This window comes from Qipengyuania sp. CAU 1752 (assembly GCF_054482615.1).
This window is the reverse complement of sequence record NZ_JBTLRE010000001.1, coordinates 632,746-645,838: the sequence shown is the minus strand read 5'-3', so window position 1 is coordinate 645,838 and position 13,093 is coordinate 632,746. Positions and strand designations below refer to the sequence as shown.

The window sequence follows — 13,093 nt, the reverse complement described above, 5'->3', positions numbered from 1 at the left end:
GCGATCCCTATTTACGATCGGTCGAGCGCGGGACACTCGCGCGCGGGCGTGCGCTTGGCACTGGCGTGCCAGTATTGACGGTTTCACCGCTGCCGATAGCATCGCGCACCAATTCACCAATCCCGCCAAGGGATCCGAGCAACTGTGTCGCCTCCATCGGCAGCAGGATGGTCTTGGTGTTGGGACTATCGGCAAACTTGCCGAACGCCTTGGTATATTCCTGGGCCACGAAGTAATTGATGGCCTGATTGCCCGATGAGGCAATCGCATCAGACACCAACTGCGTTGCCTTCGCTTCGGCTTCGGCTTCGCGCTCTCGCGCCTCGGCATCGCGGAACGCGGCCTCGCGCTTGCCCTCTGCCTTCAAGATGGCGCTCTGCTTGTCGCCTTCGGCGCGCAGGATGTTCGAGGCGCGGTCGCCCTCGGCCTCGAGGATTTCGGCGCGCTTGAGCCGCTCGGCCTTCATCTGCCGCGCCATCGCTTCGGAGATATCCATCGGCGGGCGGATGTCCTTGATCTCGACCCGGGTAATCTTGATCCCCCAAGGCGAGGTCGCATGGTCGACTACGCTCAGCAGCCGGGCATTGATCTCGTCGCGCTTGGACAGGGTCTCGTCGAGGTCCATGCTGCCCATCACCGTGCGCAAATTGGTCGTGGTCAGCGCGAGGATGGCATTGTGCAAGCTGGACACTTCGTAGGCTGCCTTGCCGGCATCGAGCACCTGGAAGAACACCACGGCGTCCACCCCGACCATGGCGTTATCCTTGGTGATGATCTCCTGTCCCGGAATATCGAGCACTTGCTCCATCACGTTGATCTTGTGTCCGACACGATCGATGAAGGGGATGATCAGGTGCAGCCCCGGCTCTGCCGCGGTGGTGAATTTGCCTAATCTTTCAATTGTATAGACAAACCCCTGCTTGACCACCCGCACCCCCATCAGGAGGAAAAGGACAAGCAATACAAGCAGCGCAATTAGTACGAATTCCATTATCGGGCCCCTCCCCTGGGTCTGTCGCATTCACACTAACGCCTTTGGCCCCATTGCCAAGCGTCAGCAGGTGCGTCAGAAAAGGTAGCACAAGAAAACCCGACGGCCCGAAAACGGGCTGCGGGGACTGGGGAGAGAGAATCATGCGCGTTCTGATCGCGGCGTTCGCCGGACTGCTGGCTCTGTCATTGCCTGCCTGTAGCGAGCAGGAGACGATGACCGAGGGCGGGATCGACATGATGCGGCTGGTCAACGCCGGAGAAGACGAGGCCAACTGGATTACCCACGGCCGGACCTATTCCGAGCAGCGTTTCTCTCCACTGACCCAGGTCGGGCGCGAAAACGTAAGCGAGCTAGGCCTTGCCTGGTATGCCGACATGGACACCGCGCGCGGGCAGGAAGCGACGCCGCTGGTGATGGACGGCAGGCTCTACCTCACCACCGCATGGAGCAAGGTGAAGGCATTCGACGCCGCGACCGGCGCTCCCCTGTGGGAATACGACCCGCAGGTACCCGGCGAAACCGCGGTGAAGGCTTGCTGCGATGTGGTCAATCGAGGACTGGCTGCGTGGAACGATAAACTCTACCTCGGCACGCTTGACGGGCGACTGGTGGCACTCGACCGCGATACCGGCGAGGTTGCGTGGGAAAAGGTCACGGTCGACCAGTCGCAAGCTTACACCATCACCGGAGCGCCACGCGTGATCGACGGCAAGGTGCTGATCGGCAATGGCGGCGCGGAGTTTGGCGTGCGCGGATATCTCGCCGCCTATGACGCCGAAGACGGTGAAGAGTTGTGGCGTTTCTACACGGTGCCGGGCGAGCCGGGTCAAGATGATCCCGAATATCTCAAGTCCGCGGCGAAGACCTGGTCTGGCGAATGGTGGAAGCTGGGCGGCGGCGGCACGGTGTGGGATTCGATGGCCTACGATCCCGACCTCGACCTGCTGTATTTTGGCGTTGGTAACGGCAGCCCGTGGAACCGGGCCTATCGCAGCCCCGGCAAGGACGGCACCGGCGAAGGCGACAATTTGTATCTTTCGAGCATCGTCGCGATCCGCCCCGATACCGGCGAGTATGTCTGGCATTACCAGACTACTCCGGGCGAAACCTGGGACTACACTGCCACCCAGCACATCATCCTCGCCGATATGGAAATCGGAGGGCGTGAGCGGCAGGTGCTGATGCAGGCACCCAAAAACGGTTTCTTCTATGTCATCGATCGCGCCACTGGCGAGTTCATCAGCGCGAAGGAATACATACCGCAGAATTGGGCCAAGGGCATCGACAAGGACGGTCGACCGATCTTCAGCGAAGAGGCGCGGATCGACAAGACCGGCCAGCCGGCGCTGGTGATGCCGGGGCCGCTAGGCGGCCATAACTGGCATCCGATGGCATTCCACCCAGGCGAAGGGCTGGTCTACATCCCGGCTTTCGAAGCCGCGACGATTTACGCGCCAGAGGCAAATTGGAAACCCGATGCGGCGCGTGGATTCAATGTCGGTTACGACCTGGGCGCAGGCGACCTGCCGCCTGACCTCGGCGTCCGCAAACAGGTCTATGGCACGATCAAGGGCAAGCTGATGGCATGGGACCCTGTGGCGCAGAAAGCGCGCTGGACGGTCGAATTTCCGGGGCCATGGAATGGGGGCATCCTCGCCACCGGCGGTGGTCTCGTTTTCCAAGGTAATAGTTCGAGCGATTTTGCGGCCTACGATGCCGCCAATGGCAAGAAATTGTGGAGCTTCCCGGCGCAGACCGGAATTGTCGCACCACCAATCACCTACACAGTAGGCGGTGAGCAATATGTCGCGGTTTTGGCCGGCTGGGGCGGCGCTTACACCATCACCGCCGATGGCGAGCTGATCAACGACCAAGGCCCGGTGCAGAACATCAGCCGGCTGCTGGTGTTCAAGCTGGGCGCCGACGGCGCACTGCCCGAAAAGCCCGAGCTTGCACGCCTGCCGCTCGACCCGCCGCCGAGCCGCGCGAGCGAGGAGACCATCGCACTCGGCAAGGCCAAATACGCCCGCTATTGCGCGGTTTGCCACGCTCCGGCAGCGGTCGGATCAACTGTCCTGCCCGATCTCCGGCGCAGCGCGACTTTGGCCAACAAGCAGGCGTTCATGGCTGTGGTGCATCAGGGCATCCTGAAGGATCGCGGCATGGTCAGCTTCGCCGGGTCGCTGTCCGAAAAAGAGATCGACGCGATCCGCGAATATGTGATCAGGCGGGCCAACGAGGACAAGGCGATAGAGCCCCCGGCGCGTGTCTCGCGGCGCTAGCGGTTACAAGGCGCCCTCGTAGAGAGCCAGCAGCCGCGTCCAGGCGCGTTCGGCAGGTGCCTCCTCGTAGGCAGGGTTGTCTGGAACGGTCCAGCCATGATCGCCGGAATAGACTTCAATCTCGGCCTGCACCCCGGCTGCATCGGCTGCATCGCGCAGTGCGTCCTTGTCCCCCGGTGCCCGCGCATCGTCGTTTTGCGCAATGGCGAACAGATAGCTGGTGCCCTGCTCAAGGATCTTGTGTGGGCTGTGGCCATCTTCGCGCACCAGTCCGCCGCCGTGGAAGCTCGCCGCGGCCTTGACCCGGTCGGGCCGCGCATGTGCACTATAGACGGTGAACGGACCGCCCATGCAGTACCCCTGCGTGCCGACGCCGCGCCCCGTGTCGGTTGCATCTTGCGCATCGAGCCACGAAACCAGCGCGTCGGCATCACGCATCACCGCATCGCTACTCAGCTTGTCGCGCCAGGGTTTGACGAGCCCGAACCCGCCAGCTTCGCGAAAGTCCACGGAACTGGCAAACCGATCGCCCGGCACATCGCGGTAATACGGGTTGGCTACGAGCACGGCATAGCCCTTTCCCGCCAATCGTCGTGCCATGTCTCGCTTGGATTCGCGCAGCGAGGCAATGTCGGGCCACAGGATCACGCCAGGATGCGATCCGCTTTCCGGGACCGCAAAAAAGGCGTCCATCGCGCCATCCAGCGTATCGATCAGGACCCGCCTCTCGGCCAGTTTGCTTGCGCGAGTTGCATCCTTCCCGGCAGCGCCGGCACCACCGGCACATGCGGCCAAGGTGGCCGCCCCGGTCAGCGCAGCGAACTGCCGGCGACTGAGGCCCGTGCCTTCCTGCTTCCTGTCCCACTCGGCAAAATCGCTTTCGTCACACATGGTCCATCTCCTGCGCCGCCACGATAGCGCCGCCCGGAGCAATCACAACTCAGCTGCGGAAGACAACGGTCCGCTCTCCATTGAGAAGTACCCGGTCCTCGACATGCATCCGGACCGCCTCGGCCAGCACCCGGCTTTCGATGTCGCGGCCTTTTCGGACCAGGTCCTCAGGACTGTCGGCGTGACTGATCGGTTCGACCGCCTGGTGAATGATCGGTCCTTCATCGAGGGCGGGCGTCACGTAATGGGCCGTTGCGCCAATCATCTTCACGCCGCGCGCATGGGCCTGGTGATAGGGTTTCGCTCCCTTGAAGCCGGGCAGGAAGGAGTGATGGATATTAATGCAGCGACCAGCGAAATGCGCGGCCTGTTTGTCAGACAGAATCTGCATGTAGCGAGCCAACACAATCAGCTCTGCGTCGAATTTCTCGGCGATGGCGCGCACTTGCGCTTCCTGATCCGCCCGGCTGTCGCGCTTTATTGGCAGGTGGTGAAAAGGTATCTCGCCAATATGCGTATGGCTGATCGCCTCGCGCGGATGGTTCGATATGATCGCCACCGGATCGATTGCCAATTCGCCGATCCGACAGCGATAGAGCAGGTTCGCGAGACAATGGTCGAACTTGCTGACCAGTATCAGCACTCGGCGCCGCCGATCGCGGTGCGCCAAGGTCCAGTCCATGCCCATCCGCCCGGCATAGGCCGCCAGATCGCTGCGCAGTGCTTCCGGCGATGCACCCAGTGGATCAAATGCGACGCGCATGAAGAAGCGCCCGCTGGCCTGATCATTGAATTGCTGCGCTTCGAGGATGTTGCAGCCGTGTTCAAACAGGAAACCGGTAACGTTCGCCGTGATGCCAAGCCTATCCTCGCAGGACAGGGTCAGGATCAACGGCTCGGCCATGCTAGCGGCGCGTCAGCGCGTCTTCGCTTTGGCGCATCAATTGCTGTACGATCTCGGCGACCGGTTCTTCACTGGTCACCATTCCGACCGATTGGCCGGCCATCAGTGAGCCGTTTTCGATATCGCCGTCAATCACTGCGCGGCGCAACGCGCCAGCCCAGTAATGCTCGATCTGCAACTGCGCCTCAGGCATCGCGATCTCCTCACGGTCGAGGACTGCGGCGACTTCGCGCTGCTTGGCGGTGAATTCCTCGGTACCCTTGTTCTTCAGCGCACGCACCGGGATGACCGGCAGGCGTGGATCGACCTGAACGCTGGCGATGGCATCGCGCGCCTTGGCCTGAAAGAAAGCCTTCTTGAACGCCGGGTGGGCAATGCTTTCCTGCGCGCAGGCGAACCGTGTGCCGAGCTGGACGCCCACCGCGCCCATTTCGAGATAGCCAGCCATGGCCTCGCCGCGACCGATACCGCCAGCAACGAATACCAAATGGTCCTCGCTCAACGCGGGCAGGAATTCCTGCGCCAGCACGCTGGTTGAAACCGGGCCGATATGGCCCCCCGCTTCCATCCCCTCGATCACCAACGCATCACCGCCGGAGCGCAGCAGTTTTTTCGCCAGCGCCAGCGTCGGGGCAAACACGATGACCTTGGCCCCGAACGCCTTGATCGCTTCGACACTGCCCTTGGGCGGAATACCGCCGGCCAGGACGACATGGCTGACCGCGTGCTTGCTGCACACTTCGATCAGGTCGAACAGGTCAGGGTGCATGGTGATGAGATTGACGCCAAACGGCTTGTCGGTGAGCGTTTTCGTCGCCGCGATTTCCTTGTCGAGCAGGTCGGGCGTCATTGCGCCGCAGGCAATCACACCGAAGCCGCCGGCATTGGAGATGGCGGAGACAAGGTTGCGCTCGGACACCCAGCTCATCGCGCCGCACATAATGGCGTATTCGGTGCCGAGGAACTCGCTACCGCGCCGCATCAACGAAGAAGTCTTGGAATAACTGGTCATGCCGCGCGATTAGGCGGGCTTGGCAGAGTGGGCAAGCCGTTCGGGAGCTTCATTCCTCAGCGTCGAGCCCGTAGGCGGTGTGCAGCACCCGCACGGCCAGTTCGGTTTCGTCCTCATCGATCATCACGCTGACCTTGATTTCGGACGTCGAAATGGCCTGGATGTTGATCCCGCGCTCGGACAGCGCGCGGAACATGGTGCTGGCGACACCGGCATGGCTTTTCATGCCCACGCCGACGACGCTGATTTTTGAGATATGGCTGTCGGTGATGATGCGGTTGAAGCCGATCTCGTCGCGCTTGTCATCGAGCAATGCCTGGGCGCGGGCGAGGTCCGCCTGTGGCACGGTGAAGGTGACGTCGGTCTCACCCTTGTCGCGGCCGACGTTCTGGATGATCATGTCGACGTTGATGCTGGCTTCGGCCAACGGCTCGAAGATATGCGCCACGGCGCCGGGCTTGTCGGGCACGCGGGTCAGGATGACCTTGGCCTCGTTCTTGTCATGCGCGATACCGGTGACGAGCTGGCGTTCCATGTCGCTCTCCTCGAGAATGCGTTCCATTTCCTCTTCCGACACGATCATCGTGCCGGGAAGGTCGTCTGCGGGGGTGGCATCGTCGTCGACGAAGCTGGAGAGGACCTGCACCCGCACGCCCTCTTTCATGGCAAGCCCGACCGAGCGGGTCTGCAAGACCTTGGCGCCAACCGAGGCGAGTTCGAGCATTTCCTCGTAGGTCACGGCTTTTTGCTTGCGCGCGCGGGCGACGATACGCGGGTCGGTGGTATAGACCCCGTCGACATCGGTATAGATATCGCAGCGGTCGGCATCGATCGCGGCCGCCACTGCCACCGCCGAGGTATCCGAGCCACCGCGCCCCAGCGTGCTGATCCGGCCTTCACCCGATACTCCCTGAAACCCGGGAATGACAGCGATAGTGCCGCTCTTGAGGCTGGCCAGCAGGGCCTCGTTCTCGATATCCTCGATCCGCGCCTTGGCGTGAGCGGATACGGTGTGGACCGGCAATTGCCAGCCGAGCCAACTGCGCGCCTTGCAGCCGAGCGATTGCAGGGTCAGTGCCAGCAGCCCGGCGGTAACCTGCTCTCCGCTGGCCACCACCACATCATATTCAGCCGGATCGTAAAGCGCGTTGGCTTCGCGGCAGAAATTGACCAGCCGGTCAGTTTCACCCGCCATCGCGCTGACGACCACCGCGACCTCGTCGCCATTGGCGGCCTGTCGGCGCACTAGATTGGCGACGCGGCGAATCCGCTCGGTCCCCGCCATCGAGGTGCCGCCGAATTTCATCACGATACGGGCCAACAGCCACGCTCCCAGGCTCAACCAGCAAGAGCGCCGGGAAGTAGGGACCGAGCGCGCGGATGACAAGCAAGCTTGCGGTTTAAGCGGCAATAGCGTTGATTGCTGCCCGGAGACACAGCCATGCCGCATCTTGCCCACCTCCCCACCAACGTTTCGGGGGAAACCATCGCCCAGGCTTTGCGAAAAGATGGTGCCTGCATAATCGATGCGGCGATGGCAGCAGGGCAATTATCGCGCCTGAAGTCCGAGATCATGCCCTATGTCGAGGCGACGGACATGGGCAAAGACGACTTTACCGGCCGTCGGACCACCCGCACTGGTGCTTTGGTAGCACGCTCGCATACATGCCGCGAATTGGTGATGGACGAGCGCCTGATCGGTGCCTGCGAGAATTTTCTCAAGCCCTTCTGCGATGCCTTTCAGTTGCATCTGACACAACTCATCCGGATCTTTCCGCAGCAGGGCGCCCAACCGCTCCACCGCGACCGGCTGGCCTGGGGCGGCTATCTGCCGGCAACCCTCGAACCACAATTGAACACGATCTGGGCAGTGACCGATTTTACGATCGAGAACGGTGCGACACGGGTGGTGCCGGGGTCCAACCACTGGGAGCCAGACCGTCAGGCCGACGAGGACGAGATCGCCTATGCCGAGATGGAGGCCGGTTCGGTACTGGTTTACTCGGGATCCGTAATCCACTCGGGTGGCCGCAACGACAGCGATGCCGACCGCATGGGTCTCAACCTCACCTATTGCCTCGGCTGGTTGCGGCAGGAGGAGAACCAGTACCTCTCCTGCCCTCCGGACATCGCCGGGGATTTCTTGCCGGAATTGCAGGCGCTGCTGGGATACGCCATGGGCAGTTATGCGCTGGGCTATTTCACCCCGCCCCTGCCTCCAGGCCAAGGGCCGGAAATCACGCCGCCAGATTGGTTGTTCGGCGGTGAGCCCAGGGGCTGGGGCGACGGGCTTTTCGAAAGCGTAAGCGAACGTGCCATCAAGGGAGCAATGTAATTGCGTGAAGTCCATACCATCCGACCCGAGGAAGCGGCGCATTTCGGCGCGCTGGCGGCAGACTGGTGGGACCCCAAGGGCTCCAGCGCGATGCTGCACCGGCTCAACCCTGTCCGCCTCGCCTTCATCCGGGCAGCGATAGACACCCAATGGGGCGGCGATATCGAGGACAGTGCACCGCTGGCGGGCAAGTGCGCGCTGGACGTCGGCTGCGGTGCCGGACTGCTGTGCGAACCGCTGGCGCGGCTGGGTGCGAGGGTCACCGGGGTCGATGCCGCAAGGGAGAACATCGCCGCGGCCAGCGCCCATGCGGAGCGGATCGGGCTGGCAATCGACTATCGCCACGGCGAACTCGGCCAGCTGGGCCTGGGGCAATTCGACCTCGTCACCTGTCTCGAAGTGATCGAGCACGTGGCCGACAAGACCGCTTTCGTGGGTTCGCTGGCCGCGCGGCTGGCACCGGGCGGGCTGATGATCCTGTCGACCCCCAACCGGACCCCGCAATCGCGGCTGCTGCTGGTGGGGGCTGCGGAAAAGATCGGCATGGTGCCCAAGGGCACGCATCACTGGGACGACTTCATCACGCCTGCGGATTTGACCGGGCTGTTGGGCGAGCACGGGCTGACCGTCACAGAAACCCGCGGGATCGCCTATTCGCCGCTCAAGGGCCTGCACCTGAGCGATGATGTCTCGCTCAATTACATCCTGACCGCGCACCGCGCCTGACCGGCCAGCGCATGGCCCGCTAGCCCAGCATCAGGCCCAGGCGTTTTCCCACTCGCTTTCATCGAAGCCGACCAGGATCCGCTGGCCGTCCTCGTGCATGGCGACCGGCCGTTTGATCATGCTCGGGTGCTGGGTCATCAGCGCAATAGCCTTGTCGCGGTCGATATCGGCCTTGTCGGCCTCGTCCAGCTTGCGGAAGGTCGTGCCACGGCGGTTGAGCAGCACTTCCCAGCCTACGCTGTCGGCCCAGCGCTCGAGCTTTTCGCGCTCGGCACCTTCCTTCTTGTAGTCATGGAAGCTGTATTCGACGCCGTTGGCGTCGAGCCACTTGCGGGCCTTCTTGACCGTGTCGCAGTTGGGGATGCCGTAGAGGTAGATCATGCGGGAAGTCCTACAGGATGGAACACATGGAACAGGGTTCAGGCGCAAAAACGATAGGTGCTCATGGTGACAGGAAATTGGAATTCTCACCAGGGCATCGGGCACCATGATCTCGCTATAGCGATCCAGACAATTGTAGGACAGATAGGCTGGAGATCGCTCGCAAGTTCTAGGCGACAACGGTTGGTAACGACCCAGTTGCCGTCATTAGAATTTCGGGTAGCCTCCCCTCGATATGACGAAGCTCAAAGCTATTCTCGTCGGGTTGCTGGTTACCGCCGTTGGACTGACCACATGGTATTGGATTGATAGACCATCCATCCTGCATTCCGCGTATGCCGTTGGGCTACCGAATTATTCCATACCAAGTGAACTTGAGCCGGATGAAGTAGGCTGCGCTATTTTGGCGCCCGTTGGGAGCTACAAGGGCCTTCTGAAAACTGGGTTTGAAGCCTCAAATTTCTCTAGTTCTGACTTTCCGCCTGTTCCTAGAGAGTTTGGTCCCGGCGACACGCGGTCTTGGTTTCATTGCCCGCAAGACGGGTGTGGCGATCTCTTGGATGAACAATTGGATCGAGATTACCTTCGGGGCTGTATCCAAGACTCGTCGTTCCATCCGGGATTTGCGACCATCGAGGTTGAAGGCTGGGTAACGGTGTCAAAGGGGACTTTTGGTCATTTGAACGCATACCCGCGCGATTTTTATGCATCACGCATTGTGGATGTTGCGCCGCCACCGGAAGAAGTGATTGCACAATGGATTGATGGATACCGCCGCAACGACCTGTGCGACTAAGTCCGCTTTCCCCCCCAATAACCAACACCAATCCACGTTACCGAACCAGATGCGCGTCGGCGATGGCGACGGCCAGCGCGTCGGCGGCGTCGGCTCCGGCGATGGCGGCACCGGGCAACAGCACCTTGAGCATGGCCTGGACCTGCGCCTTGTCCGCCGCGCCGGTGCCGACAACCGATTTCTTGACGAGCCGCGCGGCGTGTTCGTTGACGGTGATGCCGCCGGCAGCGCAGGCCGCCAGCACGCAGCCGCGCGCCTGCGCCAGCTTGAGCGTGGATTGCGGGTTCTTGTTGACGAAGATTTCCTCCGCCGCTGCCCGGTCGGGCGCATGGGTGGCGATGACCGCACGGATGGCATCGTACAGGTGATGCAGCCGCTCGGCGATCGGCGCCTTGGCGTCGGTCTTGACCTGTCCGTTGGCAATATGGGCCAGCCGCGATCCCTCGGTCCGGACCACGCCCCAGCCGGTGCAGCTGAGCGAGGGATCGAGGCCGAGGATCAGCAAGGAATCAGAACCTGATGCCCAGCCGTGGGCCGAACTGCACCATCATCAGGTACAGCGCCACGGTCAGTGCGCAGCCAATGGCCAATGACGCCCAGAACCCGACCCCCGATCGCAGCAGCACCGGCATCAGCAGGAACATCGGCAGGCTGGGCAGGACGAACCAGAAGGTCGACTGGGCATGGACCGCCATGTTCTCCGCATCGGGGCGGGCGTGCCACAGGAAGATCATGCCAAGCACCGAGACCAGCGGCAGCGATGCCACCAGCGCCGCCATGGCGGGCAGCCGCTTGCCGATCTCGGCAATGGTCGCGATCATCGCCCCGGCGAGCAACGCCTTGGCGACGAGGCTCCACATCAGCCCAGCTTCTCCATCACCTCGTCGGAGATGTCGTAATTGCCCCACACGGTCTGCACGTCGTCGTCATCGTCGAGCATGTCGACCAGCTTGAGCAGGACGCCGGCATCCTTCTCGTCCAGCTCGACGGTGATGTTGGGCTTCCATGCCAGCTTGACCTCGCGCGCCTCGCCCAGCGCCTTTTCGAGGCTGGAGGCGACTTCGTGCAGGTCCTCGGCCGCGGTCCAGATCTCGTGGCCGTCCTTGGACGACTGGATATCCTCCGCGCCGGCTTCCAGCGCGGCTTCGAGGACCTTTTCCTCGTCACCGGCTTCGGGGCCGTATTCGATATAGCCGAGCCGTTCGAAACCGTGTGCGACCGAACCTTCGGTCCCGAGGTTTCCACCATTCTTGGCAAAGGCAGTACGCACGGCAGTGGCGGTGCGGTTGCGGTTGTCGGTCAGTGCCTCGACGATGATCGCACTGCCGCCCGGGCCATAGCCCTCGTAGCGCACTTCCTCGTAATTATCGTCATCCCCAGCGGTGGCCTTATCGATTGCGCGCTGGATATTGTCCTTCGGCATGGACTGCGCCTTGGCGGTGTTGACCGCCAGCCGCAGGCGCGGGTTCATGTCGGGGTCGGGCGTGCCCATCTTCGCTGCCACGGTGATCTCGCGGCTGAGCTTGGAAAACAGATTGGAACGCTTTTTGTCCTGTGCACCCTTGCGGTGCATGATGTTCTTGAATTTGGAATGGCCTGCCATGGGGACTCTGTCTCGATTGGCTGAAAAGATTAGGAGCGCGGCCTAGCCCAGCCGCGCCCGCGCTTCAATCCAATGTGTCCTAAAGGGTCAGACCTTGACTGCTGTCCCACTGGCGCTGACCATCAGCATCGAGCCGGTGTCGCCGATCACTTCGTAATCGAGGTCGACGCCGACCACGGCATTGCCGCCGCGGCTGGCGGCTTCGGCCTGCAGTTCCTGGATCGCCTGCTCGCGCGCCTCGGCCAAGATACGCTCGTAACTGCCCGAACGCCCGCCCACGATGTCGCGGATATTGGCGAACAGGTCGCGGAACAAATTGGCGCCGACAATGACTTCGCCGGTGACGATGCCGAGATAGTCCTTGATCGGCCGCCCCTCGATCGTCGGTGTGGTGGTCACGATCAATCCGCGCGCGTCTTTCCAGGGGCCTGCCATCTATCGTCTCCAAGCTGGTCTAAGTGTGTTAGGACGTTAACACACAAACTGCCGGGTTCAACCCATGCCGAGCGCGGCCTTGTAGGTTTCCAGGATGGTTTCCTGCTCGCTGCGATCGTCGGGCTTCATCTTCCGCAGGCGCACGATCTGACGCATGATCTTGGGATCGTAGCCGACCGCCTTGGCCTCGGCATAGACATCGCGAATGTCGTCGGCGATGCCCTTCTTCTCTTCTTCGAGGCGCTCGACGCGCTCGATCAGCAGGCGCAGGCGGTCATCGGTTGCTTCGGCCATCATGGTCTCCGGTATGTAAATGAGAATCGGGTTGCAGGCTCGATAGCCAGCCCGCAGCGGCGATTGAACCACCTGTGAAAATAATTCCTGTGTGTTTTGTAGTCCTAGCGCAGATCCGCCCGGTTCCTGGCGATGCTCGCCTCCATCGCCGCGACCTGCTGCTCGGTCGCGGGCTTCTGGCGGGTCGCCTTCCAATCTTCCACCGGCATGCCGTGGATGAGTTCGCGCGCGGCCGCCTTGTCGCCCTCATATCCGGCGTCGCGGATCCAGTCCGCCAGGCAATTGCGGCAGAAGCCGGCCAGGCCCATCAGCTCGATATTCTGCGCATCATGGCGATGGCGAAGATGGCGCACCAGCCGGCGAAAGGCCGCAGCGGCCACGGCGTCATCTAGCTGGTCGAGCGGGTCGGCTTGGGGGTCAGGCGCATTCGTATCCATTGT

Annotated in this window: 16 protein-coding genes; 4 read left to right on the top strand and 12 right to left on the bottom strand. The window is 62.2% G+C overall.

All coding sequences use genetic code 11. The features are described 5' to 3' along the window. Positions 1-7 precede the first annotated feature (7 nt). Positions 8-991 (bottom strand): SPFH domain-containing protein, encoded by a 984-nt coding sequence (locus tag ACXYL9_RS03115; protein WP_459038129.1) that lies wholly within the window; start codon positions 989-991, stop codon positions 8-10. Positions 992-1,134: 143 nt separating this feature from the next. On the opposite strand from ACXYL9_RS03115, the gene ACXYL9_RS03110 reads away from it, so the two are divergent. Beyond that, entirely contained in the window at positions 1,135-3,276 is a 2,142-nt protein-coding gene (locus tag ACXYL9_RS03110; RefSeq protein WP_459038128.1) for a PQQ-dependent dehydrogenase, methanol/ethanol family, read from the top strand. 3 nt (positions 3,277-3,279) lie between these two features. Here the strand turns inward: ACXYL9_RS03110 and ACXYL9_RS03105 are convergent, their stop codons facing one another. The 4 genes from ACXYL9_RS03105 to ACXYL9_RS03090 are packed head-to-tail and all read right to left on the bottom strand — an operon-like array spanning position 3,280 to position 7,404. Next, positions 3,280-4,167: a dienelactone hydrolase family protein gene (locus ACXYL9_RS03105; protein WP_459038127.1), complete on the bottom strand. Its 888-nt coding sequence runs from the start codon at positions 4,165-4,167 to the stop codon at positions 3,280-3,282. Between the two features lie 49 nt (positions 4,168-4,216). Continuing rightward, complete coding sequence (gene purU, locus ACXYL9_RS03100) at positions 4,217-5,071, bottom strand: formyltetrahydrofolate deformylase (RefSeq protein ID WP_459038126.1); 855 nt, start codon at positions 5,069-5,071, stop codon at positions 4,217-4,219. A gap of 1 nt (position 5,072) precedes the next feature. Continuing rightward, positions 5,073-6,083, bottom strand: coding sequence for an NAD(P)H-dependent flavin oxidoreductase (locus tag ACXYL9_RS03095; RefSeq protein ID WP_459038125.1), 1,011 nt, complete (start codon positions 6,081-6,083; stop codon positions 5,073-5,075). 49 nt (positions 6,084-6,132) lie between these two features. Next, positions 6,133-7,404, bottom strand: coding sequence for an aspartate kinase (locus ACXYL9_RS03090; protein ID WP_459038124.1), 1,272 nt, complete (start codon positions 7,402-7,404; stop codon positions 6,133-6,135). Positions 7,405-7,524: 120 nt separating this feature from the next. Between ACXYL9_RS03090 and ACXYL9_RS03085 the strand changes: the two genes are divergently transcribed. Together ACXYL9_RS03085 and ubiG are read left to right on the top strand one after the other, a co-directional pair. After that, entirely contained in the window at positions 7,525-8,418 is an 894-nt protein-coding gene (locus ACXYL9_RS03085; RefSeq protein WP_459038123.1) for a phytanoyl-CoA dioxygenase family protein, read from the top strand. After that, on the top strand, positions 8,419-9,144 hold the full coding sequence (gene ubiG, locus ACXYL9_RS03080) for a bifunctional 2-polyprenyl-6-hydroxyphenol methylase/3-demethylubiquinol 3-O-methyltransferase UbiG (RefSeq protein ID WP_459038122.1): 726 nt from the start codon (positions 8,419-8,421) through the stop codon (positions 9,142-9,144). A gap of 30 nt (positions 9,145-9,174) precedes the next feature. On the opposite strand, the gene ACXYL9_RS03075 is transcribed toward ubiG, so the two are convergent. Continuing rightward, positions 9,175-9,525: an ArsC family reductase gene (locus ACXYL9_RS03075; RefSeq protein WP_459038121.1), complete on the bottom strand. Its 351-nt coding sequence runs from the start codon at positions 9,523-9,525 to the stop codon at positions 9,175-9,177. Between the two features lie 235 nt (positions 9,526-9,760). On the opposite strand from ACXYL9_RS03075, the gene ACXYL9_RS03070 reads away from it, so the two are divergent. Next, positions 9,761-10,321 (top strand): hypothetical protein, encoded by a 561-nt coding sequence (locus tag ACXYL9_RS03070; protein WP_459038120.1) that lies wholly within the window; start codon positions 9,761-9,763, stop codon positions 10,319-10,321. 37 nt (positions 10,322-10,358) lie between these two features. Here ACXYL9_RS03070 and ruvC read toward each other — a convergent pair whose 3' ends face one another. The 6 genes from ruvC to ACXYL9_RS03040 form a co-directional block, all read right to left on the bottom strand. Next, positions 10,359-10,826, bottom strand: coding sequence for a crossover junction endodeoxyribonuclease RuvC (gene ruvC / locus ACXYL9_RS03065; RefSeq protein WP_459038119.1), 468 nt, complete (start codon positions 10,824-10,826; stop codon positions 10,359-10,361). 4 nt (positions 10,827-10,830) lie between these two features. Beyond that, positions 10,831-11,181: a DUF3147 family protein gene (locus ACXYL9_RS03060; RefSeq protein WP_459038118.1), complete on the bottom strand. Its 351-nt coding sequence runs from the start codon at positions 11,179-11,181 to the stop codon at positions 10,831-10,833. After that, entirely contained in the window at positions 11,181-11,924 is a 744-nt protein-coding gene (locus tag ACXYL9_RS03055; RefSeq protein ID WP_459038117.1) for a YebC/PmpR family DNA-binding transcriptional regulator, read from the bottom strand. The genes ACXYL9_RS03060 and ACXYL9_RS03055 overlap by 1 nt, the downstream gene beginning before the upstream one ends. A gap of 87 nt (positions 11,925-12,011) precedes the next feature. Beyond that, complete coding sequence (locus ACXYL9_RS03050; protein ID WP_459039845.1) at positions 12,012-12,329, bottom strand: heavy metal-binding domain-containing protein; 318 nt, start codon at positions 12,327-12,329, stop codon at positions 12,012-12,014. An 87-nt stretch (positions 12,330-12,416) separates the two neighbouring features. Further along, positions 12,417-12,653 carry a DUF2312 domain-containing protein gene (locus ACXYL9_RS03045; protein WP_459038116.1) on the bottom strand — a complete coding sequence of 79 codons (237 nt, stop codon included), beginning with the start codon at positions 12,651-12,653 and terminating at the stop codon, positions 12,417-12,419. Between the two features lie 104 nt (positions 12,654-12,757). Then, on the bottom strand, positions 12,758-13,090 hold the full coding sequence (locus tag ACXYL9_RS03040; RefSeq protein ID WP_459038115.1) for a DUF1244 domain-containing protein: 333 nt from the start codon (positions 13,088-13,090) through the stop codon (positions 12,758-12,760). Between the last annotated feature and the right edge of the window lie 3 nt (positions 13,091-13,093).